The organism is Streptomyces sp. NRRL S-646 (assembly GCF_000720765.1).
Lineage (GTDB): Bacteria > Actinomycetota > Actinomycetes > Streptomycetales > Streptomycetaceae > Streptomyces.
On the sequence record NZ_JODC01000001.1, the window covers coordinates 138,842 to 163,999 of the forward strand.

A 25,158-nucleotide genomic window follows, 5' to 3' on the forward strand; every position below is an offset into this window, starting at 1 on the left:
CTCTGCACTGCTGCAGACCGGGGCGGACGCGTCGACGGTGGCGGCGCACTTCCCCTGGTTCCCTCGATTTCCCGGGAGTTCCCGCGCACCTCTCCGGGCATCGGCTGTGTGCCTCGACGCCTTCAGGCAACCGACTTCAGGCTCTGGCAGAACCCAAGTCAATGACCGGGGAGGGCCCGTTCCGTCAGGGGCGGGCCCTCCCCGGTGGCAGAAGTCAGACTCGGTCGGCGGCGATGAGGAGGTACTGGAAGGAACCGTCCTTGTAGGAGTTGATGAACGCGTCCTCAATTCCCGTGACCAGCGACGACGTGGCCCGCAGCTCCCAGTAGGGCAGAGTGTCGGGGGTGAGGTCGACGACGGCCTGCGGCACGAGGCGATTGTCGGCCATGGCACGCAGGTACTCCCGGCGCGAGTGGATGTTGCACTCGAAGTGCGCGTTGATCTGGGAGACCCACTTCGAAGGCTGGCCGTACCGCGGGTTCCAGCAGCCGGTGATGGTCACGTAGCGACCGCCGACGTGGAGGATGCGGGAGTGTTCCGCGAAGAGGTCCTGCAGGTCGACGTACATGCTCGACTCGTTGTTCCACGAAGCCGCGGTCTGCCCCGTCTCGAAGGGCATGGAGAGCATGTTGCAGACCCGGGCGCGCACGTGGTCCTGGATGCGGAGTTCGTGGGCACGCCGGTTGGCGAAGTCGGCCTGCTTGGCCGACAGCGTGACACCTTCGACCTTGCATCCGAAGCGTTGGTGCGCCATCACCATCGACCCGCCGCGCCCGCATCCGGCGTCCACCAGGGTGTCGTCACGCCCGATGTCGCCGAGGTGCCCCAGGAGGAAATCGGCCTGCGCCGACTCCAGTCGGTGGAGCTCGGCGATCAGCTTCTTCTCGCTCTCGCTGTCCTCGGCGTCGCCGAGTGCGGAGTGGTCGACTTCACCGATGCCGTAGTGATGGTGGTAGAGACCGTCGACATCGCCGAGACGCAGGTTCACGGGCCTGGCCTCCCCGTCCCAGTAGCGGGCGATGTCTCCCTGGTAGGGAGTCGCCGGGCCGGGGATGAGCAGAGGGGCGTCGGTGGCGGTGAGTTCGGTGCTGGTCGTGCTGGTCACAGATGAGTCCATTCTTCCTACCAGAAGTCGGGCAGGCTGTAGCGATAGGTGTTGGTCTGGTGCCAGTGGTGGTTTCCGTCGACCCAGGCGGCCACGCCTCGCAGGAAGCGCTGCACGCTCGGGACGGGGCAATCGACGGCCAGAGCCGCGGCGTTGCTCTCGAAGTCGTGCATGAGGTCGTTGTGGACCTCGATCGACTTGAGATAGGCGTCCCGGTCGGAGAGGCCCTCGCGTTCGGCGATCACGACGGGCAGGTTCAGATGCCGCCCGGGAGCGTCGAGTTCCTTGGTGTACGAGTACAGGTCGTTCACGATGGTCGTCGCGTTCCCCGCGAGCGCGATGACCTTCTGCATGGCGGTCTGGGCATGCAGGTCCGACGGCAGTTCGTAGCCGCCGATGGTGTCGGTGATGGTCGGGCAGGGGCGGAAGTTGTTGAACTGGCGCATCGCCAGGTACTCCCACACCTCGGGTACGTGGTCCATCTGGGCCCAGGCGGCTTCGGCGAGGTACCCCATGTGAAGCCGGGCCATGTCGTGCCGGAATCGGTCGGTCTGGGAGGGGCTGGCTACTTGGCCGAAGTACTCCATGGCGGATCGGTAGGCGCGCCGAGGGGCGTCCGCATGGAGCGACTTCGCCCAGGGCGCCTGGTACTCCTCCGTCGTGTAGAAGGGGTCGAGTGCGGTGTGCGCCAGCAGAAGGCGTTCGCCGAGGCCTACGGGCGAGCCCCCGTGGTCCTCGCAGTAGCAGTCGTCCACCGCGTTCTCGGCCACCATCAGACGCGTGGCGATCATCAGGTGGTCGATGGTGGGTGCGTCCGGATGGCAGCCGACCATGTAGCGGCCCACGGAGAAGCCGTCGAACTGCTCCTCCCAGTCCTTGGGATACAGGGAGACCTCGTCCAGTGCCCAGGACTTGATCCTGCGGCTGACCTCTTCGACCCGCACCGGGTCGGGCTCGGCCACCTGGTGGTAGTAGAGGCCCGGGATTGTTCTGGCCTGCGCCGCAGTTGTCGACTGCCCGACAGGCGTCGGCGACTCTCGCGGGATCAGGCGCAGGCTCGCCGTGCCCAGGCCGCTGGGGCCGCGCAGGATCCGTTCCAGGTCGGGGAGCGGTGTCGGCACCACGGCTGTCGGGTCAGCGGGAAGCGGCGGTGCCGGCACGGAAACCGCGGGCGGTGCGGGCACGGACGGCGCACAAAGTGGGCCGCCGGTGACAGTCTTGATGTCGCAGGCACGGGCCGCGGCTTCAGCGAGGATGTGCGCCCCGAAGCGGGCAGCGGCCGCCGGCAGGCTCGACTGCGGAGGTGTCGGCTCAGGCGCGGGCATCGATGGCTCCTTCGTGGGGTGGGCGGCTGGCCCGGGGCCTTCCAGGTGTGCGCGACCGACCCGGATGGTCCGGGGCTCGCACCATGCTGTGCAGGCCGAGCCCGCTACCTGGGCCAGCGGGCGATCTGCACGTTCTCCAGCATGCCGACCGCGTCCGGCACGAGGATGGCGGCGGAGTAATAGGTGCTGACGAGGTACGAGGTGATGGCCTGCTCGTTGATGCCCATGAAGCGGACCGACAGGCCCGGTTCGTACTCGTCCGGCAGACCTGTCTGATGAAGACCGATGACACCTTGGTTGTCCTCGCCGGTACGCATGCAGAGGATCGAGCTGGTCCGCTCCTTAGTGATGGGGATCTTGTTGCAGGGAAGGATGGGAACCCCGCGCCAGGCCGGGACCTGCTGACCACCCAGGTCGACGTGGTCCGGATAGAGCCCGCGGGCGTTGAACTCACGCCCGATCGCCGCGATGGTCTTCGGGTGCGCGAGGAAGAACTTGGATCCGCGACGGCGGCAGAGCAGCTCGTCCAGGTCGTCCGGGGTCGGCGGGCCGGAGTGCGTCTGGAAGCGCTGCTTGAAGTCGGCGTTGTGGAGCAGGCCGAACTCCTTGTTGTTGACCAGCTCGTGCTCCTGGCGCTCGCGCAACGCCTCGATGGTGAGCCTGAGTTGCTCCTTGGTCTGGTTCATCGGTTCGTTGTAGAGGTCGGCGACCCTCGTATGGATCCGCAGAATGGTCTGCGCGACCGAGAGTTCGTACTCGCGCGGATTCAGTTCGTAGTCGACGAACGCGCCGGGCAGGTCATGCTCGCCGGTGTGGCCGGCTGACATCGCGATCTCCGCCTCGCCGCGGTGGTTCTGCCGTTGGCGGGGAAGCGACGTGAACCGTTCGATGTGGTCCCGCAGGCCCGGCGCCGTGGACAGCACGGCCTCGAAGTCGGCGCGAGACAGGGTGAGCAGGGTGCCCGAGGTCTCGGCGGTGGCGGTGTGCTCCCAAGGGGCGTTCCCGTCCAGCAGGGCGTGGTCCCCGAACCGGTCACCATCTGCGAGTACGTCCAGAGCGACCTCGTCGCCGTACTCACCGACGGAGGTCTGGCTGATGCGGCCGTGGGCGATCAGATGGAGCTGATCCGCGGGCGCACCGCGTACCACCAGCGTCTCGCCGGCCTGGAAGTCGCGCTGGACACACCGATCGGCGAGGGCAGTGAGTACCTCTACGTCGTCGAAGCCGCGCAGCAGGGCCAGTTCACCGAGCTCACGGGGGATCACCCGGACGTCGGCGCCGTCCTGGATGAACTCCACGCGCCCGTCGCCGACGGTGTAGGTCAGACGACGGTTCACCCGGTAGACCCCGCCCTTGGTCTCCACCCAGGGGAGCATCCGCAGCAGCCAGCGGGAGGTGATCTCCTGCATCTGCGGGGCGGACTTGGTGGTGGTGGCGAGGTTGCGGGCGGCCGCCGTGCCGAGGCTGGTTTGCCGGGGTGGCTCCAGCCGCGCCTCCGGGCTTGAGTCAACAGTCATCGGGCTAGCTCTCCTTGTTCAGGGCCGGTGATGGCACGCATGTGGGCGCCATCGGGCAACTGGAGCAAAACGGGGCATTTGACGTGGAATCAGTCCAGATTCAGGTGAACACTAATGGCCGCTTCGCCCCGTGGGCCAAGGAAAGTGGGTGACATTAACTCGATGCGATGATCGCGACCGCGCGATGTTTGCCCGGGTACCGACGGGATTCCGCCCCGATTGAGCGGCGCGTCCCGACGAGTGGCCGGCCGGCTTCCACAACGGGGGATCGGACGAGTCGAGCGGCCGCGGAAGTGTCGTATACCCAGGCCGCCTTGGGCGATCGGGCCAGTCGGGGGCGCCCGCCCCCTGCCGCCACCGTCCGCAGATGTCACGGTCGGCACCTTGCATCTCGGCATCGGAAAGGCGACAGGACTCGGCCGGGGCGCAGTGGTCCGGCTGCGGCGACGGATCGATAATGCGCTGCCGTGTGCTTCTGTCCGCTCCTCTGCACGTTCTTGAGGACTCGTTGAGCTGCTCGTTGAGGTGCTCCTCCTGGAACACGACCCGATGCAGTCGGACACCGGGGTGCACCCCCACGTCCTTGGTGCCCCGGCGTCGCCTCCGGGCCCTCGCGCCGACTTGCAGGCAGAGCACCCCGAAGGCCGGACCGACCACGCTCCTGTATGTCGGCGCCTGGCCGCGGCGGCGCCGCTCCGTCGACCAGGCCCCGCGCTGCAGCACCTCGACGGTGTGAGGGAGCCGGTCCGAGGTGAAGCTGCGGCGAATCATCTGCTGGGTCTCGGGGCGGGCAGCAGGCGGACCGTGGCGGGGGTGGCCCCCCCGAGTCGGACTGGGTGGACAAGTGGAACTGAGCCGGGCCAAGTGCGCACGGGCACACGGCCGTAGTCCGGCGTTCCTCGCGTTACAGCCCCTGTCGGCCAACTCCTGGTTGGTCAGGGCGGCTTCGGGCCCACGGGGTCCTAGGCGCGCCGGCGGCGTACACCCACGCCCCGGTCGAGAAGGTTACCGACGATGCTGGCGTGCGGGCGGCGGTGACGCTGAGCATGCGATCGGTACCGGCCAGTCGGCCCGCCAACTGCCTCCGGGAGCGCGCCCGGGAAACACTGCCGGGCACTGCGGGGACTCCCGCAGTTCGAGGCCGTCCCGGGTCGCATCGGAGTGCCCCGCTTGGGCGACCGTCCTCGTAGCGGCCATCAACACGTTTGCGTTTGACACTCCGTTACTGAGAGATGTCCTTCACGATGCGGGTGGCTGCGGCCGGCCTTCGGGCGTGGGGGGCAGTGGGTAGACGTGCACGGCGCCCGGGCAGACCGTCACGTCGAGTGTCGTCACCTCGGCGGCGGCGCGGTTGCGCATGCGGCACACGTCCGGGTAGAAGATGTCGCGGGTGCCGATGAACACCGACACCGGTGCGAGGCCGTTCAGCGGGCCATTGATCGGGCTCAGGCGCGCGTCGGCCGGATCATCACCACCCGCCCAGGCGTGGCCCATCTCGACGAGGCCGGCAGGGGACAACCACGGGTCATGCCGTGCGACGGACTGCACCGCGGGTTGGCTGAGCGTGAGATCGAGCCAGGGGGAGCTCAGATCGATCCGGCGGGGCTGCGGTAGACCTGCCGCCGGTAGTTGTTGGGCGATGCCGAGCGCGAGACCGCCGCCGGCTGAGTCGCCGGCGAGGGTCACCGCTGCGGCGGGCAAGCGAACCTGGCGTGGGGCGGGTCCACGATGGCCTGACCTCCGGCGGCTGAACGGGGTCCGGCCGCCCGACTGCTACGACGTGGAGAACAGACCCGGCCCCGGAGATGAGGGGCCGTCGGCGCGGACGCCGTTCGTGACCCGCAGGAACTCCAGCTTTTCGGCATCGGCGGATCCTGCTGCCACCGTGTAGACGATGAGGCGGACGTCGCAGCCCGGGACGGTGAGTACGTCGCAGTCGCAGGTCACCTCGCCGACCTGAGGGTGCACGATGGTCTTGCGGGCCGAGACGTGCACACCGACCGCCCCCTCGTCCCACAGGCGGGTGAACTCCGCGCTGGCGGAACGGAGTTCCTCGACAAGGTCGGCCAGGCCGCGGTCGTGGGGGTAGTCGACGAGAGCGGTGCGCAGATCGGCGACGAGGGTGGCCTTCAGGGTGTCGCCCTCCTGGATCACGGGCCAGGCCGCGAGCCCTGAGGGGCCTGTGGCGAAGACCGACCGCACCAGGCTCCGCTCGGTGGGTGTGCGTGCGCTGGGGTCGCCCAGCAGCGCGGCCCAGGCGGGAGTCCAGGACAGCAGGGTCCAGTCGGCGCTGAACACGCCCACGGGGAATTCCCCTAGGCGTGCCAGCATCCGTTGGACCCCGGCCGGAACATGCGTGGAGATCGTCCCCTCGTGCGGGGGGAGGAGGCCGGCCAGCCGGTAGGCGTAATCGCGCTCCGCGGGCTGCAGCTGCAGGGCCCTGGCCAGGCTCGCGACCACCTGCGCAGAGGGGCTGGTGGCGCGCCCCTGCTCCAGGCGCACCACATAGTCGACCGACAGCCCTGCGAGTTCGGCCAATTCCTCGCGCCGCAACCCCACTGCACGTCGACCGGCCTGCGAGGTCCGCCCGACATCGAGGGGAGAAAGCCGGTCGCGCCAGCGGCGCAGTGCAGTGCCAAGGGTCTCGTCCACCCGACCATTGTGTCCGCCGGACAGCCGCTGTGCCTGGTACGGGCAGTCCTACCGTCGCACAGAGCACTGGTTGTCATCGCGCCGCGGGCCGAGGGTGAATGCATGACGACAACATTCATCACTGGAGCCAACAAATCCCTCGGGTACGAGACCGCCCGCCGCTTGATCGAGGCCGGTCACACCGTCGTCGTCGGCGCTCGTGATCCAGAGCGTGGCCAGGCGGCCGCCGACGCACTCGGTGCCCGTTTCGTACAGATCGACGTGACCGACGACGAGTCGGTCGTCGCGGCCGCCGCCGACATCGCGGCCCGCGAGGGCGCCATCGACGTCCTGATCAACAACGCGGGTGTCTTCGGGCCGCACCGCCCCGCCGAGCAGCTCACGGCCGCCGACGCGTCCGCGGTGTTCGAGGTCAATGTCGTGGGGATCGTCCGGGTGACGCACGCTTTCCTGCCCCTGCTGCGCAAGTCCGCGCACCCGGTGATCGTCAATGTCTCCAGCGGCATGGGGTCGTTCGCCGCCACCCACGACGCCGAGCGCGTCGAGTCGAGGAACCTCGCGCCGCTCTACACGGCGTCGAAGGCCGCTGTGTCCATGCTGACCACGCAGTACGCGAAGTCCTGGCCCGACGTGAAGGTGAACGCGGCCGACCCGGGCTACACCGCGACCGACTTCAACGCGCACAGCGGCCCGCAGACCGTGACCGAGGGGACCGACGCGATCGTCGAACTCGCCACCGTCGGAGCGGACGGACCGACCGGAACCTTCCGCGACCGTCACGGTGCGCTGGCCTGGTGATCCACCTCTGAACACGGAGGACGCCCGGTACGGAGGAGGCTGTCACTGGAACATCGTTTCAGGTTTGACCTGCCGGGATGTGAGCCCTCTCGGGTGCCGGGACGACATTCCATGGTGAAAAACTGACAGCCTCGTGAGCCTGCGCGGGGGTGCCCGGGCGCCTAAGAAGGGCAACCATCTGTTCGGCGCGCTGCTGACCGACTCCGCTGGAGATGTCCTGCCCACGACCCAGAACACGGTGCTGACAGAACGCGACCTCACTGGTCACGCGGAGACCAACCTGGTGCGGTTGGCTTCGCGCACGCTGGAACCGAGTCAGCTCCTCGAGGCCGCCGTGTACGCCAGCCCCGAACCGTGTGCGATGTGCTCCGGCGCCGTCTACTGGAGCGGTGTCCGCCGAGTCGTGTACGCGCTCGCGGCCACGGAGCCTGAATGTCCTCGCGGGAGCGGATCCGAACGAACCGCTGCTCCACTTGCCGTGCGATGGACCTTCATGATCAGAGAAGGCACAGGACACCGACGACCCTGCGCAGGACGCGGGTGTCATCGCCTGGGATCGGGTCGCACGACGGATCTGCAGCAATGTCTGCGTGTCACTGCGAGCCTGTGGCCGCCAGGGCCGCGGTGATGGGTTCGAGCTCGGTGATCAGTTCGTCGAGTTCGGCGGGGGACAGGGCGGCGTAGGGCGGGGTGGCGAGTTCGTCGGTGAGGGTTTCGATGCGTTGTTTGGTCGCGCGGCCGGCGTCGGTGAAGTGGTCGTCGGTGTCGATGAGTCCGCGTTCGCGCAGGCCGTCCATGACCGCGGCCAGGCGCTCCTTGGGCAGGTGATGGATGCGTCCGAACGACTGTGGGGGGTGGATGCCCATCTCCAGAGCGGAGAGCACGTGGGCCTCCGTGCCGCCGATGCGGGCGCCGACGAGAGCGGCGATGTGCCCGTCGCCGCGGTGCTCGCGCAGCATGGTCGCGGAGTGCCACAGTCGGGCGACGGGGTCGCTGGGTACCTCAAGGGTGCGCATGCCGGCGTACATCACCCGGCCTTCGGTGGGGGCGCTCGCCGCGGCCTTGGTGGTCAGGTCTGCGGCGCGCACCAGGCCCGGGGAGTCGGACAGTTCGTCGCCGAGGATGCGCCGCAGGGAGGCCGCACTGCCCCGCTCCCGCGCGGCCACGGAGGCCTCGGGCGGGATGGTCTCCCAGGCGCTGGGGATGTGCCGTGCGGCTTCCCCGTCGGCGAAGTTGTAGAAGGCTGCGTGTACGACTTGGGCCGGCACTCGTCCCAGTGGTGCGGCGCGGCTGGCGAAGTAGCCGTCCCAGTAGGTGCGGTGGCCGAGTGCGGCCAGTTCCTCGTTGCACTCATCGGCCATGAACGTGACCAGGCAGATCGGCTCCAGGAGCTCGAACATGCGACGGGCGATGTGAGTCATCGGATGCAAGCACGTCTTGCCCATCGGGTTCTCCCTTTGTGAGGTGTGCCGGCTTGGACCGTCCGGCACACCGGAACTCATCGGCGACCGAAAGGGAAGGAGTGCAGAAGGGTCGGCGTCCGGGCTTCGGTCCGTTTTCACGATGGCGCGGCGCGATGTTGAAGACCGTCACGCCGGTGACGATGAGCGTGAGGGCGGCGCTCACGCCTGGGGTGATGGGCTCCTCGAAGGGAGGAACGGCGATGAGAGTTGTCAGGACGGGGCTGATCGCGCCGGCTGTCGCAGCGAGGTTGCTGCCGAGTGCGCGCACCGCGTGGGCGTAGCTCAGGGTCGAGAGCAGCCCCGTACCGATGCCTGGAGGCACGTGCCGCTGATACCAGCAGGAGCGTCTTGCCGATCGTTTTCCTGGCCTCCATGGCGGCGTGGGCGTCGGCCGCACGCTCCAGTGGGAAGGTCTGACTCCGACGCACCGTGTCATACAGACGAGGCGCGTGATCGCCTTCACGGAATGCGCGCCAGGACCGTCATTTGGGACCATTGAGGCGCCTCGAATCGGCCTCAGTTTGTGGAGATCGCTGCTCGTGAAGGATGGCGGTTACGTGTCGAGCAATTCCGCGGCGAAGACGTCCTCGATCCTCCACTGCCGGCTGGTCAGGCCTTGCTGGTAGTGATAGCGCAGGCAGGTGTCGAGGGCGGCGCGGTTGGCCGCGATGCCGTAGGGCCACCAGTCCTCGGGGAACTCTTCACCGTTGCGATCCACCAGGGCGTTCATCCAGGGAATCATGGTCTGGACCTGGTAGAGCCTGCGGCTTTGGCGGTAGCGTTCGGCAGCGGCGTCTTTCGCCCGGGAGAAGGCACGGTAGACGCCGTGCGCGAATTCAGGATGGTCCCGCAGCAGTTCTTGCCGCATGACGATGGTGTGCATCATCGGGAAGACGCCGGTTCGCCGGTAGTAGTCGCGTTCCAGCAGCTCGAAGTCGGGGAACAGCCGGGTGACGTTCGGGGATCCGTCGAGCACGCACTGCGGGACGTTCGCCGAGAACAGCGCATCGATCTCACCGGCGTCGAGCATCGCGCTCAGTGTCTTTCCCCCGGGTGCGATGCGCACGTCGACTTCGGCCGGGTGCGGATGGGGGATGAAGCCGAAGGGGGGCGCGGGGTGTTCGAGGCCGCCGATCAGCCAACGGCTCTCCTCGGGGTTGAAGCCGTACTCGTCCATCAGGATTCCTTTGGCCCACACACCGGAGTCCTGACCGTAGACGCCGAACTCGCCGATGGTCCTGCCCGCGAGATCGCTCGGTTCCCTGATCCCGCCGTGGGCATTGACGAAGATGCACGAGTGACGGAACTCGCGGTTCGGGAAGACCGGCAACGCTACGTACGGCAGGCCGGTCTCCAGCAGCCGCAGGTAGAACGTGAGACCGAGTTCGGAGACGTCGAACTCGTTTCCGCGGATCAGTCGGTCGAACAGCTCCGGCAGGTTCGCTGCGGTTTCCATCGTGACGTCGATGCCGTCGGTGCTTACGGTTCCGTCGAACAGGGCCCGCGTCGTGTCGTACGGGAAGCACCCGACCGTGAGGGCAGGGGCGGCCATGAATACTCCTTTTCGTCGGCTCTGCTGTTTCCATCGTTGGACGTCGCACTGTCGGCTGTCCAAGACCCTTTGGGAACCTCCGATACCGCACGGGTATCGTGTTTGAGGTGGACCTTCGCTCGCTGCGGTATTTCGTCGCCGTCGCCGAGGAGTGTCATATCGGCCGGGCGGCGAACCGCCTGCACATGACACAGCCGCCACTGAGCCGCGCGATCCGGCAGCTTGAGGACGAACTCGGCGTCCTGCTGTTCGAGCGCACTCCCAAGGGCGTCACTCTCACGCCCGCTGGCGAGGTTCTGTACGGCGAAACGGGGGCGTTGTTGGGGCGAGTGGACGGGCTCCGCAGGCGAGTGGCCGCTGCGGCGGGCACAGCGCCCCTCGCCGTTGGGACGCTGGCGGACGCGGCCGAACAGGTCGGTGGCCGACTGGTCTCGCTCTTCCGGGCCCGCTATCCGCACATCCACGTCACCATCCACGAAGCCGACCTCGGCGACCCGACAGCCGGACTCCGCGCGGGACTGGTGGACGTGGCCATCACCCGAACTCCCTTCGACGACACCGGCATCAGCACCCACGTCCTGCGCTCGGTACCCGTCGGCGTAGTCATGCGCGGCGATGATCCGCTCGCCGCCCATGCCTCTCTCTCGTCGACCGACCTCGCCGGCCGCCGATGGGTGCGGCTGCCGGAGGGCGCCGATGCGGCGTGGACGTCGTACTGGACCGGCGGTGGAGACAACGACAACGACGCATCGCCGGTCATGCGAACGATCCAGGAGTGCTTGCAAGCGGTCCTGTGGAACAACACATCGGCTCTCGCTCCCATCGACCAACCGATGCCCGACGGCCTGGTCGTCGTCCCGCTCAGTGACCGCCCGCCCAGCGAACTCGTCGTGGCCTGGCCAAGGACAGCACGCAGCCCACTGGTACGTGGCTTCACCCAAGTCGCAGAGCACTGCTGGCACACGTGAAACAGGCATCGATTGCTCGTGGAGTGAGAGTGCCGCTGCCCGCAGAGGGAACTCATGGTCAGCCGGGGTTCGGCAGGAGCGCGAGCTGTTCGAGGACGTCTGTGATCCCGCTGGTCCAGGACCAGCTGCTGCGCCTGCGCCGGGCCATCGACGGGGCGGCACCGGGCACCGTCGTCCCGTCACCGCCACCGACCTCGCCGCACCACTCGACCTACCCGCCTGGTGCCACCTGTCCGGACACCAGCGCCTCGGGCCCGTCTCCGCCGCCGATCGCGCCGTACGATCCCTGAACTCAGTTACCGCACGTGACGTCGGTCCTCGGCAGGTGCCCGTCCGTGAGATGGGCGTCGACCGTGCGGGTGACGCAGGCGGGGGCGCCGGGGAAGGCGTAGACGGCGTGACCGCGGCCGCCGCGGACGTACACCAGGCGTTCGCCGTGCAGGGCACGGTGCATGGCAATCGCTGATCAAAGACGTCTCGTCAGTGGAAGTTCCCGGCTTCCGCCAAGAGCGCGGAGGCAGCCTCAGCACGGTCGTCGTCCAAGGGGGAGGGGCAGGGCATGCAAGGGCAGGACTGGAGCGGTCGTACGCGCTGGCGAAATCCGTCGAGGACCGGCTGACGATGTCCTGTGCGATCCGTCATCTCGGCTTCGCCGACAAGGACGCAGGCCATTTCGATCAGGCCCGCGAGCGGTTGACCGAATCGGTGATGCTGCGCCGGGAGATCGGCTTCCGGCCCGGCGAAGCGGCGGGCCTGGTGGCGCTGGCCTACCTCGCGGCCGAGACCGGTGACCCCTCGACGGCGCTGCGTCACCTCGACGAGGCTCAGTCGGTCGCCGAGAGCTGCGGCGCCAAGGCCGTGTCGGGGTGGATCGAGGAAGCCCGCACGCACATCCGCTCCTGGGTTCTGGCGGGAAGCTGCTGGTGACAGCCACTCGCGGGCGCCTCGTGGCACGGTTGCGCCCACGCGGAGCTCCTCAGCCGCTGCGGCCTGCGGCCGGATGACAGCCGCGTAGTACCGCGGTACCACGTGCACCGCCCGGGTCGGCCTCCCGGTACCACGGGATCGGGCGGATCGGCTCCTAGCGTTGCCGGTGAGGCGTCGGAAGCGACGGACGCCGTAGGCCGACAGAGGGAACGCGCATGATCGACGCACGGCAGTTGACCAAGAGGTACGGCGAGAAGACGGCCGTCGACGGGCTGGACTTCGTCGTGAAGCCGGGCACGGTGACCGGTTTTCTGGGGCCCAACGGCGCGGGGAAGTCCACAACGATGCGGATGATCGTCGGGCTTGACGCCCCGACGAGCGGTTCCGTCACCGTCAACGGTCACCACTACGCCCGCCACCGGGCCCCGCTCCAGGAGGTCGGAGCCCTGCTGGAGGCGAAGTCGATTCACCCCGGCCGCTCGGCGTACAACCACCTCCGGGCTCTCGCGCTGACCCACGGCATTCCGCGCGGCAGGGTCGACGAGGTCATCGACCTCGCCGGCCTTGCCAGTGTGGCGAAGAAGCGGGCCGGTGCCTTCTCCCTCGGGATGGGTCAGCGGCTGGGCATCGCGGCGGCGCTGCTGGGCGATCCGCAGACCGTGATGTTGGACGAGCCGGTCAACGGGCTGGACCCGGAGGGCGTGCTGTGGATCCGCAATCTGCTCAAGGCGCTCGCCGGCGAGGGCCGCACGGTGTTCGTCTCTTCGCATCTGATGAGCGAGATGGCGCTGGTGGCGGATCATCTGATCATCGTGGGGCGGGGGCGGCTGCTGGCCGACACGACCGTGGGGGAGCTGATCCGCGAGGCGGGCGGCGACACGGTGACGGTCGCGACCCAGGACCCGGCGCGACTGCGGGACGTACTGGCGGGGCCCGGCGTCGACATCACGGGACGCGTCGGCTCCGAGGAACTGCAGGTGACCGGGCTGACTGCCCGTCAGATCGGGCTCACGGCGGCCGAGCACGGGATCCCGCTGTTCGAGCTGAGCGCACGGACGGTGTCGCTGGAAGAGGCATTCATGGACCTGACCAGGGAGGCCGTGGAGTACCACGGATCCACCACCGGGATCGAGACTCTCGGGAGGCCGGCATGAGCACCCTCACCGCTACCGTCGAGGAACCCCGCACCGCCCCCGACCGCCCCGCCTACCGGGTGACCGGAAGGCGCGTGCTGTCCTCGGAGTGGGCCAAGCTCTGGTCCCTGCGCTCGACCTGGATCACCCTGGGTCTCGGCCTGCTGTTCCTGGTGGCGTTCGGACTGATCGCCGCCAGCCGCTACAAGTCCGGGATCGACTCCGGCCACATCGACCGGGACTTCGCCGATTCGACGGCCGTGAGTCTGTCCCTGTTCGGCACGAACTTCGCCCAGCTGGCCCTCGGCGTCCTCGGCGTGCTGGTCACGGCGGGGGAGTACTCGACCGGCATGATCCGCTCCACGCTCGCGGCGGTGCCCCGCAGGCTGCCCGTGCTGTGGTCCAAGGCGGCCGTGTTCGGGCTGGTCGCGCTGGCGGTGGGGACGCTGGGCGCGTTCGTCGCCTTCGGGTTCGGCAGCGGCATCGTCTCGGGCACGCCCGCGGCCATGAGCCTCTCGCACGCGGGCGTGCTGCGCAGTCTGCTGGGCGCCGGGCTGTACCTCGGCCTGGTCGGGGTGATCGGCACGGCGCTGGGCGCGCTGCTGCGCTCGGTGGCCGGCGGGATCTCGGTGCTGGTGGCCACCTTCATGCTGATCCCGGGACTGATCTCGCTGCTGCCGAGCTCCTGGCAGGACAACATCAGCCCCTACCTGCCGTCCAACGCAGGAGAGTCGATGTTCGCCCTGACCCACGACTCGACGACCCTGTCCCCCGGCGCCGGCCTGCTGGTCTTCCTGTGCTGGACCGTCCTGGCGCTGGGCGGCGCGGCCTACCGGCTCGCGCGCAGCGACGTCTGACGCACCATGGACAGGTGACGTCCGTGACCACCGATGACATCAGCGGGATGGGACCGCTGGTCGCCCGCCTGTCCCGGGGTGGCCAGCGGCTCAGGCAGGCCGACCGGAACCGTCCGTGGGTGCTGGACACCGCGGTCGTGGTCCTGGTCTTCCTGATGTTCTGCCTGCCCGACCTGATCCACGACGGGGCCGGCGACGGCGACGGCCCGCGCCGCTTCCGGCTCGCCTTCACCCACCTGCCCTTCGCAGGCATGCTGGCACTGCAGGCCGGACTGGTCCTGCCCCTGCTGTGGCGGCGGCGCAGGCCCCTGGCGGCCTTCGGCGTCATCGCCGCGGTGTTCGTCCTGCAGTGGTCCCTGAACGCGGTGCTGCGCGCGGACATCGCCCTCTTCATCGCCCTCTACAGCCTGGCCCTGCACGGGCGGCTGAAGCAGCTGCCGTGGGCCTGCGCCACCATGGCGGGCGCCATGGTGCTGGTCGCCGTACGGGTGTCCGCGGCCATGTCCGTCTGGGACGCGCTGTTCTTCCTGCTGAGCACCACGACCGCGGCCCTCGCGCTCGGCCTGATGGTCCGCATCCGCCGGGCCCAGCTGGCCGGACTGCGGGAGCGCGCCGCCCGGCTGGAGATCGAGCGGGACCAGCGCAGCAGGCTGGCCACGGCCACCGAACGCACCCGTGTCGCCCGCGAGATGCACGACATCGTCGGCCACAACCTGTCCGTCATCATCACGCTCGCCGACGCCGGCGCCTACGCCACCGACCTCGCCCCCGAACGCGGCAAGGAGGCCCTCCAGCTCATCGGCGACACCGGACGCCAGGCCCTCGGTGAGCTGCGGCGCGTACTTGGTGTGCTGCGCGAGCCGGCGGACGGACCTTCGGCCGGGCCCGAACTCAGCCCGCAGCCCGGCATGGCGGACATCGACGCCCTGTGCGCCAAGGTGCGCGCCGCCGGACTGGAGGTCGTCTACCGGACCTCCGGCGACGTGGACGCCCTGGACAGCGGGGTGCAGCTGACGGCGTATCGCATCGTCCAGGAAGCCCTCACCAACACCCTCAAACACGCCGACGCCGACACCCGGGTACATCTGGCGATCATCGAGGCCGACACCCGGCTGACCATCCGGGTCCAGGACACCGGACCGGCGACGCCGCCGGGACCGCACGAAGAAGGGCACGGACTGGTGGGCATGCGGGAGAGGGCGGCGCTCTACGGCGGAACCGTCAGCGCGGGACCGGCGGGCGGCGGAGGCTGGAGCGTCGAGGCCGTCCTCGACCTCACGCCCCAAGGCGGTGTCCGGTGACCACGGTGCTCGTCGTGGACGACCAGCCGCTGCAGCGCTACGGCTTCCGCATCCTCCTGGACTCCGTCCCCGAGACCGAGGTCGTCGGGGAGGCCGCCCACGGCGCCGAAGCCGTCCGCAAGGCGGCCGAACTGCGCCCGGACGTCGTCCTGATGGACATCCGGATGCCCGGCATGGACGGCATCGAGGCCACCCGCCGCATCGTCGCCGCCGGCGAGCGTTCGCGCGTCCTCGTGCTCACCACCTTCGACCTCGACGAGTACGTCCACGCCGCCCTGCGCGCCGGTGCCAGCGGCTTCCTCCTCAAGGACGCGCGCCCCGAGGAACTCCTCGCGGGCATCCGTGCCGTCGCGATCGGCGACGCGGTGATCGCGCCCGCGCTCACCCGCCGCCTCCTGGACGAGTTCACCCAGTACGTCCCCGCGCACCGAGGCGACCTCGCCGAGGACAGGAGGCTCAGCTCCCTGACCGACCGCGAGCGCGAGATCCTCGTCGCCGTCGGCAAGGGCTGGACCAACGGCGAGATCGCCACGCACTTCGTCCTGTCCGAGTCCACCGTCAAGACCCATGTGGGCCGCGTCCTCGCCAAGATCGGTGCCCGGGACCGCATCCAGGCCGTGATCTTCGCCTACGACCTGGGCCTCGCCCGGCCCAGCACGGGCTGAACGAGCCCGGGGCCGCCCGGGCGACAGTCGCCCGGGCGGCCCCGTGAGTGGTGCGGGCTCAGCCGTTCGCGCCGGCCGGGGCCGTCGTGGTCTTGAAGCCCTCGGTCTTGTTGGCCTGGACGGCGAAGTCGTTGGTGAACGTCTTGCTGAGGTCCACCGATCCCTTCACGTTGCCGACCAGCTTCTCCGTCGCCAAGGAGGTCTTCGGGCCGCCGGCCGGCATGATGCCGTCCGGGAGGAACTGACCCTTGTCCTCGGTCAGGGCCTTGATGTAGTCGGCCTTGGTCACCAGCTGGTTCGACACGAAGGAGGCCGGCAGCTTGTTCGCGATGTCGGCCGCACTGTGGGTGTTGATCCAGTGCATGGTGGCGACGAGCGCGTCGACGACCTTCTGCACCGTGTCCTTGTGCGAGTTCACCCAGTCGGTGCGGGCGAGCACGCTGGCCGCGGGGAAGGCGCCGCCCATCGCCGCCGTGGCGCCCTGCGTGGTGGCCAGGTCGACCGCGGACGCACCGACGCCCTTCTTCTCGATCGCGGCGACCGTCGGCTGCGTCGTCATGACGCACGCGACCTTGCCGTTCTGCAGTGCGGCTATGGCGGTCGAGCCCGCACCGACCCCGATCCGGTGGAAGTCGCTCGTCTTGAGCCCCTTCTTGGCGGCCAGGAACTGGGTGAGGGTGTCGGTGCCCGAGCCGAGGTCGGTGACGCCCAGGGTCTTCCCCTTGAAGTCGGCGGCGGAGTGGATCCCCGACTTGCCGGTGCACATCTCACGCTCGCCCGGCGCGCCGGACAGCTGCACGACGTCCTCGACCGCCTTGCCCTTCGCCTGGAACTCGATCGTGTGGTTGTACCAGGCGCCCGCCATGTCTACCTGCCCCGAGGCCATGGCCTCCTCGGCGCCGACACCGCCGTCCTGCTCGGTGCTCAGCTGCACGTCGACGCCGTACTTCTTGTAGAAGCCGAGGCTCTGGGCGAGCTGGTACGGCAGGTAGATCTGCTTGTCGAGGCCGCCGGCCATGAGCTTGACGGTCGGCGTTCCGGAGCCGCTGCTCGCGGTGCTGCTGCCGGAGTTGTTCGAACAGGCGGTGACGGCGCCGAGGGCGAGAACGGTGAGGAGGGACGCGGCGACGGCGACGGGTCGTCCGGACATGGCTGGTCACATTCCTTTGCTGAGGTGGAAGAGGCGCGGTGCGCAGGGGAGGGATGTGGGTCAGATGGTGTTGTTGGCCTCTGACGGGGCCGGCGGGCGCCAGGACAGCAGCCGGTGCTCGAGCTTGCCGATCAGCCATTCCGCGCCGAGCACGATCACCGAGATGACGAGCATCGTGGCGAACACGCCGTTGGGGTCGAAGTTGTTCTGCGCGGTCTTGATGACCAGCCCCAGGCCGCTCTGCGCGCCGAGCACCTCGCCGACCAGGGCGCCGACGATGGCGAAGCCGAAGGCGCTGTGCAGGCTGGCGATGATCCAGGTGAGCGCGGAGGGCACGATGACGTGCCGGGTGATCTGCATCTGCGAGGCGCCCAGCACCCTGGTGTTGGCGAGGATGTTGGGGTCCACCTCGCGGACGCCCTGGAAGGCGTTGAAGAAGACGATGAAGAACACCAGCACCGCGGCGAGCAGGATCTTCGGCAGCACACCGATGCCGAACGCGACGATGAAGATCGAGCCGAGGACGATGCGCGGGATCGCGTTGACCATCTTGATGTAGGGACCGAGCACGTCGGAGAGGTAGCGGCTCTGGCCGAGCGCCACACCGAAGATCACTCCGGTGACGGCCCCCAGGGCGAAGCCGGCAAGTGCCTCCTGGAGTGTGGTCCAGATGTTGGCGTAGAAAGACCCGAACTCGGTGCCGTGGCGGATGAGGTCGACCAGCCGCTGGGCAATCCCGGACGGCTGCCCGAAGAAGAACTTGTCGACGATCCCCCAGGTGGTGAAGGCCTGCCAGCCGCCGATGACGAGGACGGCGAGACCGATGCGGCCCGCCCACACGAGCGAGGTGCGCCGGCGGACGGCGCTTTTGGCCGCGGCCTTGGCCGAGACCGTTGTGCGGTCCTGGACCGGGGCGGCGGAAGCGGTGGACGTCGTACTCATGCCGTACCTCCTGCGGTGCGTGCGTAGGCGCGCTCCACCTCCTCGCGCAGCGAGTCCCAGATCTGGTGCTGAAGTTCGATGAAGCGGGGCTGGAAGCGGATCTCCTGGACCGAGCCGCGCGGGCGGGGCAGGTCGATGTCGAAGACCGCCTTGACCGAGCCGGGGCTGGATGTCATGACGACGACCCGGTCGGCGAGTGCCACGGCCTCGTCGAGGTCGTGGGTGATGAAGATGACCGACGGCCGGATCTGCTCCCACAGGGCGAGCAGTTCGGTCGACATGATCGCCTTGGTCTGCACGTCGAGCGCGCCGAACGGCTCGTCCATGATCAGGATCCTGGGTTCGTTGATCAGCGCCGCAGCCATGGCCACGCGCTTGCGCATGCCGCCGGAGAGCTGGTGCGGATAGCGGTCCTCGAACCCGGACAGACCCACCCGGCGCAGCCAGTCGCGCGCCGAGGCCTGGGCCTTCTGCTTGGGCACTCCGCGGAAGACCGGGCCCATCAGGACGTTGCCGAGAACCGTCTTCCAGGGCAGCAGCGCATCGCTCTGGAACATGAAGCTGACGCCGTGGGTGACGCCGTCCACCTCACGTCCGCCCACCTTGACCGAACCCTCACTGGGCCGGTCGAGCCCGGAAACCAGGCTCAGGGTCGTCGACTTGCCGCAGCCGGTCGGGCCGACCACCGCACAGAACTGGCCGGGCTCCACGGTGAACGAAACATCCTGCAGTGCCGTGAACACCTCACCCGCAGGAGTCAGAAAGCGTTTGGTGAGCCCTGAAATCTCGACTCGCGCGCTGTTGTCGGGGCCGATTTTCTCGGCTACGGACCCTGGCGCGGCATCGTTTCGCGAAGCCATCTGAGGCCGTCTCCTTCCTAACCTCGGAGATCGAGGAAGGCAGACGCTAAAAGGACACCGGGGGTTACGTCGCTGTTTCAGACGTATCCCGCGTTAGCCGTATTGCCAGGGGTTCTGCTCGTTCTGCTCAGCATGCGGGGGGTGGGCAGAAACTCGCCAGTGGGTCACAATCACGCCACCACGGGTACGGCGAAGGGGCCGGGCCCGGCAGCACGACAAGGGCTGAGGCACCTGTGATGCCCATCCGTTTCCGTATCCGGATCGGCCGTGCCGGGAAGGGGAGGCTCTCCGCGCGGATTCTGGCCAACCAGCTGGCCATCCTGACCCTCACCGGAGTCATCGGCTTCATCCTGTTCGCGTTCGCCCAGCGTGCCGAGATCGACCGTGCCTACGAGGGCCGGGCCCTGGACATCGCCCAGACCACGGCAGCCGATCCGCAGATCCGGCAGGCCATGGCACACGGGGGCGGCGACGGCATCGTGCAGAGGGTCGCCGAGCGGTTCCGCAAGGCGTCGGGCGCGTCCTATGTGGTCGTGCTCGACCTGAAGGGCGTGCGCCACTCGCACCCGGACCCGACGCTGATCGGCGAGCCGACGGGCGACCAGATCGTGGTCCTCGACGGCAAGTCGCACGTCGGCACCGACCAGGGCGCCACCGGGCGCTCCGCCAACGGCAAGGCCCCGCTGAAAGCGCCCGACGGCAGGCTGGTCGGCGAGGTGTCCGCGGGCATCCCCGAGCACTATGTGCTGGGCGAGCTCTGGCGCGAGCTGCCCACCTTCGCCCTGTACTCCGCGATCGCCGTCGCGCTCGGCTCGGCCGCCGCATTCCTGCTGGCCAGGCGGCTGAAGCGGACGACGTTCGGCCTGGAACTGGAGGAGATCGCGGGGCTGCTGCAGGACCGTGAGGCGATGCTGCACGGCATCCGCGAGGGCGTCGTCGCCTTCGACCCCGACGGCCGGATCACCGTCGTCAACGACGAGGCCCGCACCCTGCTCGGCCTCGGCACGGCGCTCGGCAGCACGCTCGAGGAGGTGCTGCCCTCCGGGCGGCTGCGCCGCGCCCTGGACGGCACCCTGACCGGCGCCGACCTCAACGTGCTGACCGACGACCACTGCCTGGCGGTCAACCGGATGCCGGTGACACTGCACGGCCGTGAACTGGGCGCGGTGGTCACCGTCCGGGACCGCACCGAGCTGATCGGGCTGCTGCGCGAACTGGACTCCGTACGCGGGCTGACCGACGCCCTGCGCGCCCAGCAGCACGAGTTCACCAACCGCATGCACACCCTGGCCGGGCTGCTGGACATCGGCGACCACGACGCCGCCTACGCCTACGCCGTCGAGTCGGCCGGCGCCGACCAGGCGCTGACCGAGTCCGTACGCGAACGGATCGGCAACCCGCTGCTCGTCGGACTCATCGTCGCCAAGACCACGGTGGCCGCGGAACGCGGGGTGAAGCTGGAACTCAGCGACGACTCCGCGCTCGGTGACGACCCGCCGCATCTGCGCCGGCTGCTGACCATCGTCGGCAACCTGCTGGACAACGCGATCGACGCGGCGGCCGGCGGACCGCCCCCGGCGGGCGGCCGCGAGGTGCAGCTCACGCTCATCGAAGCCGTCGACCAGGTGATGGTGCGGGTCGCCGACAGCGGGTCGGGGATTCCGCCGGGCGCCGCCGAGTCGATCTTCGAGGACGGCTGGTCGACCCGGCCCGACCGGGGCACCGCCCGGCGCGGCCTCGGCCTGGCCCTGGTCCACCGGCTGGCCGCGCGGCACGGCGGAGCCATCACGGTCAGCGAGGGCCCGGGCGCGGTCTTCACCGTCGTACTGCCGCTGCCGGACGCCACACCCGTACCACGAGACGCACAGTTCACGACGGCCTCGCCGACCGGAGGTGACCGCGGATGATCAGGATTGTGGTGGTGGACGACGACTTCCGCGTCAGCGACATCCACTGCGACTACGCCTCCCGCGTCGAGGGCTTCGAGGTGGTCGGCCGGGCCGCGACGGTGGCCGAGACGCTGGACGCGGTGCACACCCTCCACCCCGATCTGCTGCTGCTCGACGTCTTCCTGCCGGACGGCAGCGGCCTGGATGTGCTGCGGCAGCTCAGTGGGGACGCGGGCGGCGCCCGGCCCGACGCGATCATGATCACTGCCGACCGGGACATCACCTCGGTGCGGACCGCCATGAAGCTCGGTGCCGTGGGCTATCTGGTCAAGCCGTTCGGGGCCGCCGACCTGGCCGAGCGGCTGACCGCCTACCGCGAGCTCCAGCACCGGGTCGACGCCCTGGGCCTCGCCCCGCGCACCGACCAGGCCGACGTCGACGCCCTCTTCAGCGCCGCCCGACCACCGGCCGTGCCCCGGGTTCCGGCCAAGGGTCACTCCGCACCCACCCTGGCCCTTCTGCACCAGGTCCTGCGCACCGCTCAGGAGTCCCTGTCCGCGGCCCAGGCCGCCGAACTCACCGGAGTCTCCCGCGCCACGGCCCAGCGCTACCTCTCGTACCTCGTACGGGAGGGCATGGTCCGGCTCGAACTTCGCTACGGAACCACCGGCCGTCCCGAACACCTCTACCGGATCGTCCATTGAGCCGGCGCCCGGCCCACTCATGCCCCGGGGATCGGCCTGACCGTGAGGATCTGCTGGGCGTGTCCGACCGGGCCGTCGACGTCGTGCAGGACGGTGCCGGTGAGTCCCTGACCGGACGGGCCGAAGATGACCGTGGTGTCCAATCCGGTCCAGGGGCCTCGCGGTTGGCGGTGCAGATGGACGGTCAGGTCGACGTTGGGGAACATCCACGCGGTGGGCGGCTGCCGGGCCGCGATGCCGTTGGCGGTGTCGACCAGGGCGAGATACGACGCGAGCGGTGTGACCGGAACGCCGGCGACCAGGTCCAGGGGTGTGGAGATCCACGCGGCCGTACGGCCCGGCCGGGGCGGTGCGACCGGGCGGACCTCCACGGAGTCGATGTAGCCGCCGGGCCAGTCGTCGGACATCCGCCACGGCGTGAGGGACACGGGCGGGGCGAGACGGTCCGCGGGGCCGCCCGCGACCGCGCTCGTGTCGAGGGCGGCCAGGTACCAGGCGCGGGCCCGCACGACCGGGCGGCCGGCGATCCGTACGACGGCTTCGAGGAGCTCGATGGTCCGGCCGGGGCGGACGCTCTCCACCTCGATCTCGCACTCGTCGAGGGCGAGCCGGCCCAGGATGTCGTAGCTGATCCGGGAGAGCACCAGCCCGTCGTCCGGGCGGCCGGCCCGGTGGCGGTCGAGGGCGTGGACCACGAGCCCGCCCAGCGGACTGAAGTGCTGCTCGTCCGGCGCCCACGCTCCGCCCGCATGCGTCGTCGGCTTGTAGCGGTGGTCGGCGACGGGCTCGTAGTAGCTGTCGGGGCTCAACGGGTGTTTCTCCTCGGGGAGTTCGTGGGGTACGGCGGGTTCAGAGAGAGTTGAGCAGCACGATGTACACGGCCGTGCCGGCGCCGACGCTGAGGATGGTGCGACGGCCGAAGGCCAGATGCACGCCGATGGTGACGGCGACGGCGAGCAGCGCGTACCAGGTGCCGTGCGCGTCGTTCGTGATCGTGCCGTGCAGTGCGGTCACGGCCAGGATGGCGAGGATGCCGACCGGCATCCACACCGCCAGCCGCTGCACGATCGCCGAGCCGCGCAGCCGGCCCAGCACGGCGAAGGGCACGGCCCGCAGGGCGAGCGTGATGCTGAAGACGATCGCCAGCACAGCGATGAGATACGAGGTGCTAGGCACCGGCGGCCTCCTGGACGTTGCGCCGGGCGCTGACGGCATGGCGGGCCAGCAGCAGGCCAACGAACAACAGCAGCGCGGTGAACATGGCCATGCCCGGGGTGACGACCAGGGCGACGGTGGCGCTCGCACCTGCAAGCAGCAGGGACGGCAGCTCCTTGCGGGAGCGGAACGCGTCCAGCGTCAGCACGGTGAACAACGCGCACAGCGCGAACTCCAGGCCCTTGACGGGTGCCGGGAGCGCCGCGCCCAGGGCGACGCCGACCAGTCCGCCGCCGACCCAGTACGTCTCGCAGGCGATCTGCATGGCCAGCAGCCGGGGCGCCGACCGCTCCTGCTCGGGCAGGGAGGCGCTGACGGCGTACGCCTCGTCGATCATGGCGTAGACGGCGTACGCCTTGGCCACCGGGTGCTTGACCAGGTGGAGCGGGAACGAGAAGGCGTAGAAGACATGCCGGAAGTTGACCACGAGCACGGTCAGGGCGACCGCGGCGAGCGGCGTGACACTGGCCATCATGCCCACCAGCAGCAGTTCCAGTGAGCCGGCGAACGCGGCCAGGGACAGGGCGGGGGCGAGCCACCAGGGCAGTCCGGCCTGGATGATCAACAGGCCGAGGGCTATGCCCAGGGGGAAGATGCCGAGGCCCGCGGAGAAGGAGTCGCGGACGCCCAGGGCCGGCTGCGTCCGGCGAGCGGCCGGCGCCGGGGCGGCGGTGCGGGGGAGTACGTCTTGTTCCACGGGTCCATCGTCTCGTAGAACCCGTGGCATGTGATTGCGAATATTGCTCGGCTGGGCTGCTTATGTGCAATGTTATGTCTGTGGATGCGATCGACAAGGCAATCATTGCCGAGCTGGAGCGGGACGGGCGGCTGACCAACGTGGAGCTGGCCCAGCGGGTCGGGCTGACGACCGGGCCGTGTCTGCGCCGGGTCCAGCGGCTGGAGGCCGACGGCGTCATCCGGGGCTACCGGGCCGTGGTCGACCCGGCGTCCGTGGGGCGTTCGTTCGAGGTCCTGCTCGACCTGAGCCTCGAGGCGCAGGACGCGGAGACGGTCGAGCGCTTCGAGGAGACCCTGGCGCAGGCTGAGGAAGTGCTGGAGTTGCGGAGGCTGTTCGGCAGCCCCGACTATTTCGTCCGCGTGGCCGTCGCCGATCTGCCCGCCTACGAGGCCTTCCTCAGCCGGCGGGTCATGACCATCCCCCGGATCAAGAACGTGACGTCGCATTTCACGATGAAGACAGTCAAGCCGGGCCCGTAGCGGAGGACGGCTCAACGGTGGTTGGTGCCGGCACCTGTGGAGGCGGGCCCTGGGTCCACACCACCCGCAGTGTCGAGGCGGAGATCCGCCAACCCTCGGCCGTCCTGACCAGTTCGGCGTCGGCATGGCCCGCGGAGATGAAGACGCTGCCGGTGCCGTCCGCCAGGACGTGGGTGCTCAGCTGCGCGCCACGGGTGGTGGCCCGCTCACCGTCGATCTCGATGACGGCGTTGGTGCCCAGATGCACGGTTCGGTCGAACAGCGCCATGCCCTGCCGGACGCGGGCCAGCAGAGCAGCGCGACCACGGACGGTGCCGATGGGCATCTCCGCCGTGATGTCTTCGGTGTGGAACGCGCGGGCCCATTCCTCGTCGAAAACCCCCGCGTCCAGGGAACGCAGATAGCGGTCCAACAGATCGGTGATCTCGGCGCGGTCGGTCAGGGCCTGCAACTGTCGCTGCATCTCTTCGATGTCCATGCCTGAAGGCTCCACCCTCAAGCGCAGTTGAGGTCAACGTGTCTGATGGGATGCCGTGATGACGATGAGTCCTTCTCCTCAAAGGTGGGCGCGTGCCGAGCGGCTCGATGCCGCCCGCATGGTGGACGCCCTTCGCGCGCAGGCCGGCGTCCGTTTGACTCTCGAAGGAGCCTGCCCGGGTGGACAGGTCGGTGCCGCCTACGTGCGCTGGACGGACGGTCACCGGTCCGTTCTGAAGTGGCGGCCCCACAGCCGGGCTGACGAGATGCGGGCCGGACCGCTTGCTGTGACCGAGGCGCTGCGGCTGGCGGGCTGTCCGGCTCCGGCCACCGAACACACATGAGCCTTCGCATGGTCGACTGGGCCATCAGGCACTTCACCCCCAGCGACGTGGAGCACTGGCTGGACCTGGCCGAACAACGCGTGAGCTGAGGTTCAG

At 69.2% G+C, this 25,158-nt stretch carries 27 protein-coding genes; 12 read left to right on the forward strand and 15 right to left on the reverse strand.

Translation table 11 applies throughout. From position 1 onward, the window contains the following. Positions 1-214: 214 nt before the first annotated feature. The 5 genes from IH68_RS0100595 to IH68_RS0100615 form a co-directional block, all read right to left on the reverse strand. Complete coding sequence (locus tag IH68_RS0100595; RefSeq protein ID WP_030926760.1) at positions 215-1,117, reverse strand: geranyl diphosphate 2-C-methyltransferase; 903 nt, start codon at positions 1,115-1,117, stop codon at positions 215-217. A 5-nt stretch (positions 1,118-1,122) separates the two neighbouring features. After that, complete coding sequence (locus tag IH68_RS0100600; RefSeq protein ID WP_030926761.1) at positions 1,123-2,430, reverse strand: family 2 encapsulin nanocompartment cargo protein terpene cyclase; 1,308 nt, start codon at positions 2,428-2,430, stop codon at positions 1,123-1,125. 104 nt (positions 2,431-2,534) lie between these two features. Further along, the gene (locus IH68_RS0100605) at positions 2,535-3,947 is read right to left on the reverse strand and encodes a family 2B encapsulin nanocompartment shell protein (RefSeq protein ID WP_030926763.1); all 1,413 of its coding nucleotides are present in this window, start codon (positions 3,945-3,947) and stop codon (positions 2,535-2,537) included. A 1,239-nt stretch (positions 3,948-5,186) separates the two neighbouring features. Next, entirely contained in the window at positions 5,187-5,648 is a 462-nt protein-coding gene (locus IH68_RS0100610) for an alpha/beta hydrolase fold domain-containing protein (RefSeq protein WP_078912252.1), read from the reverse strand. 72 nt (positions 5,649-5,720) lie between these two features. Further along, positions 5,721-6,599 carry a helix-turn-helix transcriptional regulator gene (locus IH68_RS0100615; protein WP_030926768.1) on the reverse strand — a complete coding sequence of 293 codons (879 nt, stop codon included), beginning with the start codon at positions 6,597-6,599 and terminating at the stop codon, positions 5,721-5,723. A 102-nt stretch (positions 6,600-6,701) separates the two neighbouring features. On the opposite strand from IH68_RS0100615, the gene IH68_RS0100620 reads away from it, so the two are divergent. Together IH68_RS0100620 and IH68_RS59640 are read left to right on the forward strand one after the other, a co-directional pair. Further along, entirely contained in the window at positions 6,702-7,397 is a 696-nt protein-coding gene (locus IH68_RS0100620) for an SDR family NAD(P)-dependent oxidoreductase (protein ID WP_030926770.1), read from the forward strand. Positions 7,398-7,530: 133 nt separating this feature from the next. Continuing rightward, positions 7,531-8,025, forward strand: a complete 495-nt coding sequence (locus IH68_RS59640; protein ID WP_078912253.1) for a nucleoside deaminase — start codon at positions 7,531-7,533, stop codon at positions 8,023-8,025. Here the strand turns inward: IH68_RS59640 and IH68_RS0100625 are convergent. Further along, positions 7,991-8,797: an SCO6745 family protein gene (locus IH68_RS0100625; RefSeq protein WP_234341137.1), complete on the reverse strand. Its 807-nt coding sequence runs from the start codon at positions 8,795-8,797 to the stop codon at positions 7,991-7,993. The two genes, IH68_RS59640 and IH68_RS0100625, sit on opposite strands and share 35 nt — an antisense overlap. A 616-nt stretch (positions 8,798-9,413) precedes the next feature. Continuing rightward, positions 9,414-10,412 carry a 4,5-dihydroxyphthalate decarboxylase gene (locus IH68_RS0100635; protein ID WP_030926775.1) on the reverse strand — a complete coding sequence of 333 codons (999 nt, stop codon included), beginning with the start codon at positions 10,410-10,412 and terminating at the stop codon, positions 9,414-9,416. A gap of 107 nt (positions 10,413-10,519) precedes the next feature. Between IH68_RS0100635 and IH68_RS0100640 the strand changes: the two genes are divergently transcribed. Together IH68_RS0100640 and IH68_RS54920 are read left to right on the forward strand one after the other, a co-directional pair. Beyond that, the gene (locus IH68_RS0100640) at positions 10,520-11,380 is read left to right on the forward strand and encodes a LysR family transcriptional regulator (RefSeq protein WP_030926777.1); all 861 of its coding nucleotides are present in this window, start codon (positions 10,520-10,522) and stop codon (positions 11,378-11,380) included. Positions 11,381-11,481: 101 nt separating this feature from the next. Continuing rightward, positions 11,482-11,670, forward strand: coding sequence for a hypothetical protein (locus tag IH68_RS54920; RefSeq protein ID WP_030926779.1), 189 nt, complete (start codon positions 11,482-11,484; stop codon positions 11,668-11,670). A gap of 2 nt (positions 11,671-11,672) precedes the next feature. Here the strand turns inward: IH68_RS54920 and IH68_RS52535 are convergent, their stop codons facing one another. Continuing rightward, complete coding sequence (locus IH68_RS52535) at positions 11,673-11,834, reverse strand: alpha/beta hydrolase (protein ID WP_078912276.1); 162 nt, start codon at positions 11,832-11,834, stop codon at positions 11,673-11,675. 167 nt (positions 11,835-12,001) lie between these two features. On the opposite strand from IH68_RS52535, the gene IH68_RS49390 reads away from it, so the two are divergent. From IH68_RS49390 to IH68_RS0100675, 5 genes are all read left to right on the forward strand, one after another. Further along, positions 12,002-12,307 carry a tetratricopeptide repeat protein gene (locus IH68_RS49390; protein WP_199931821.1) on the forward strand — a complete coding sequence of 102 codons (306 nt, stop codon included), beginning with the start codon at positions 12,002-12,004 and terminating at the stop codon, positions 12,305-12,307. Positions 12,308-12,522: 215 nt separating this feature from the next. Further along, positions 12,523-13,461 (forward strand): ABC transporter ATP-binding protein, encoded by a 939-nt coding sequence (locus tag IH68_RS0100660; RefSeq protein ID WP_030926784.1) that lies wholly within the window; start codon positions 12,523-12,525, stop codon positions 13,459-13,461. Continuing rightward, on the forward strand, positions 13,458-14,297 hold the full coding sequence (locus IH68_RS0100665; protein ID WP_030926787.1) for an ABC transporter permease: 840 nt from the start codon (positions 13,458-13,460) through the stop codon (positions 14,295-14,297). The genes IH68_RS0100660 and IH68_RS0100665 overlap by 4 nt, the downstream gene beginning before the upstream one ends. A 23-nt stretch (positions 14,298-14,320) precedes the next feature. Next, positions 14,321-15,598, forward strand: a complete 1,278-nt coding sequence (locus tag IH68_RS0100670; RefSeq protein ID WP_030926789.1) for a sensor histidine kinase — start codon at positions 14,321-14,323, stop codon at positions 15,596-15,598. Next, on the forward strand, positions 15,595-16,263 hold the full coding sequence (locus tag IH68_RS0100675; protein ID WP_030926791.1) for a response regulator: 669 nt from the start codon (positions 15,595-15,597) through the stop codon (positions 16,261-16,263). Before IH68_RS0100670 ends, IH68_RS0100675 begins: the two co-directional genes overlap by 4 nt. Positions 16,264-16,321: 58 nt before the next feature. On the opposite strand, the gene IH68_RS0100680 is transcribed toward IH68_RS0100675, so the two are convergent. Genes IH68_RS0100680 through IH68_RS0100690 form a run of 3 tightly spaced genes read right to left on the reverse strand, consistent with a single transcriptional unit; the run spans position 16,322 to position 19,170 of the window. Continuing rightward, positions 16,322-17,413: an ABC transporter substrate-binding protein gene (locus IH68_RS0100680; RefSeq protein WP_030926793.1), complete on the reverse strand. Its 1,092-nt coding sequence runs from the start codon at positions 17,411-17,413 to the stop codon at positions 16,322-16,324. Between the two features lie 60 nt (positions 17,414-17,473). Then, positions 17,474-18,355: an ABC transporter permease gene (locus IH68_RS0100685; RefSeq protein ID WP_030926795.1), complete on the reverse strand. Its 882-nt coding sequence runs from the start codon at positions 18,353-18,355 to the stop codon at positions 17,474-17,476. Further along, on the reverse strand, positions 18,352-19,170 hold the full coding sequence (locus IH68_RS0100690) for an ABC transporter ATP-binding protein (RefSeq protein WP_037884458.1): 819 nt from the start codon (positions 19,168-19,170) through the stop codon (positions 18,352-18,354). Before IH68_RS0100690 ends, IH68_RS0100685 begins: the two co-directional genes overlap by 4 nt. Before the next feature lie 281 nt (positions 19,171-19,451). Between IH68_RS0100690 and IH68_RS0100695 the strand changes: the two genes are divergently transcribed. Beyond that, entirely contained in the window at positions 19,452-21,122 is a 1,671-nt protein-coding gene (locus IH68_RS0100695; RefSeq protein ID WP_078912254.1) for an ATP-binding protein, read from the forward strand. Then, positions 21,119-21,808 (forward strand): response regulator, encoded by a 690-nt coding sequence (locus IH68_RS0100700; RefSeq protein WP_030926802.1) that lies wholly within the window; start codon positions 21,119-21,121, stop codon positions 21,806-21,808. The genes IH68_RS0100695 and IH68_RS0100700 overlap by 4 nt, the downstream gene beginning before the upstream one ends. A 17-nt stretch (positions 21,809-21,825) precedes the next feature. Here IH68_RS0100700 and IH68_RS0100705 read toward each other — a convergent pair whose 3' ends face one another. Genes IH68_RS0100705 through IH68_RS0100715 form a run of 3 tightly spaced genes read right to left on the reverse strand, consistent with a single transcriptional unit; the run spans position 21,826 to position 23,720 of the window. Then, entirely contained in the window at positions 21,826-22,617 is a 792-nt protein-coding gene (locus tag IH68_RS0100705) for a thioesterase family protein (protein ID WP_030926805.1), read from the reverse strand. A gap of 40 nt (positions 22,618-22,657) precedes the next feature. Further along, positions 22,658-22,984 carry a branched-chain amino acid transporter permease gene (locus IH68_RS0100710; protein ID WP_030926808.1) on the reverse strand — a complete coding sequence of 109 codons (327 nt, stop codon included), beginning with the start codon at positions 22,982-22,984 and terminating at the stop codon, positions 22,658-22,660. Beyond that, the gene (locus tag IH68_RS0100715) at positions 22,977-23,720 is read right to left on the reverse strand and encodes an AzlC family ABC transporter permease (RefSeq protein WP_030926809.1); all 744 of its coding nucleotides are present in this window, start codon (positions 23,718-23,720) and stop codon (positions 22,977-22,979) included. The genes IH68_RS0100710 and IH68_RS0100715 overlap by 8 nt, the downstream gene beginning before the upstream one ends. 74 nt (positions 23,721-23,794) lie before the next feature. Between IH68_RS0100715 and IH68_RS0100720 the strand changes: the two genes are divergently transcribed. Continuing rightward, positions 23,795-24,241 (forward strand): Lrp/AsnC family transcriptional regulator, encoded by a 447-nt coding sequence (locus IH68_RS0100720; protein WP_199931823.1) that lies wholly within the window; start codon positions 23,795-23,797, stop codon positions 24,239-24,241. On the opposite strand, the gene IH68_RS0100725 is transcribed toward IH68_RS0100720, so the two are convergent. Further along, positions 24,225-24,719: a nuclear transport factor 2 family protein gene (locus IH68_RS0100725; RefSeq protein WP_051833026.1), complete on the reverse strand. Its 495-nt coding sequence runs from the start codon at positions 24,717-24,719 to the stop codon at positions 24,225-24,227. The genes IH68_RS0100720 and IH68_RS0100725 overlap by 17 nt on opposite strands. Positions 24,720-25,158 lie beyond the last annotated feature (439 nt).

Bases quoted from the DNA above. Each gene is read 5' to 3' on its own strand.
- IH68_RS0100595 (WP_030926760.1), bottom strand. From the start codon at position 1,117: ATGGACTCATCTGTGACCAGCACGACCAGCACCGAACTCACCGCCACC.
- IH68_RS0100600 (WP_030926761.1), bottom strand. From the start codon at position 2,430: ATGCCCGCGCCTGAGCCGACACCTCCGCAGTCGAGCCTGCCGGCGGCC.
- IH68_RS0100605 (WP_030926763.1), bottom strand. From the start codon at position 3,947: ATGACTGTTGACTCAAGCCCGGAGGCGCGGCTGGAGCCACCCCGGCAA.
- IH68_RS0100620 (WP_030926770.1), top strand. From the start codon at position 6,702: ATGACGACAACATTCATCACTGGAGCCAACAAATCCCTCGGGTACGAG.
- IH68_RS0100625 (WP_234341137.1), bottom strand. From the start codon at position 8,797: ATGTTCGAGCTCCTGGAGCCGATCTGCCTGGTCACGTTCATGGCCGAT.
- IH68_RS0100635 (WP_030926775.1), bottom strand. From the start codon at position 10,412: ATGGCCGCCCCTGCCCTCACGGTCGGGTGCTTCCCGTACGACACGACG.
- IH68_RS52535 (WP_078912276.1), bottom strand. From the start codon at position 11,834: ATGCACCGTGCCCTGCACGGCGAACGCCTGGTGTACGTCCGCGGCGGC.
- IH68_RS49390 (WP_199931821.1), top strand. From the start codon at position 12,002: ATGTCCTGTGCGATCCGTCATCTCGGCTTCGCCGACAAGGACGCAGGC.
- IH68_RS0100660 (WP_030926784.1), top strand. From the start codon at position 12,523: ATGATCGACGCACGGCAGTTGACCAAGAGGTACGGCGAGAAGACGGCC.
- IH68_RS0100665 (WP_030926787.1), top strand. From the start codon at position 13,458: ATGAGCACCCTCACCGCTACCGTCGAGGAACCCCGCACCGCCCCCGAC.
- IH68_RS0100680 (WP_030926793.1), bottom strand. From the start codon at position 17,413: ATGTCCGGACGACCCGTCGCCGTCGCCGCGTCCCTCCTCACCGTTCTC.
- IH68_RS0100685 (WP_030926795.1), bottom strand. From the start codon at position 18,355: ATGAGTACGACGTCCACCGCTTCCGCCGCCCCGGTCCAGGACCGCACA.
- IH68_RS0100695 (WP_078912254.1), top strand. From the start codon at position 19,452: ATGCCCATCCGTTTCCGTATCCGGATCGGCCGTGCCGGGAAGGGGAGG.
- IH68_RS0100700 (WP_030926802.1), top strand. From the start codon at position 21,119: ATGATCAGGATTGTGGTGGTGGACGACGACTTCCGCGTCAGCGACATC.
- IH68_RS0100720 (WP_199931823.1), top strand. From the start codon at position 23,795: ATGTCTGTGGATGCGATCGACAAGGCAATCATTGCCGAGCTGGAGCGG.
- IH68_RS0100725 (WP_051833026.1), bottom strand. From the start codon at position 24,719: ATGGACATCGAAGAGATGCAGCGACAGTTGCAGGCCCTGACCGACCGC.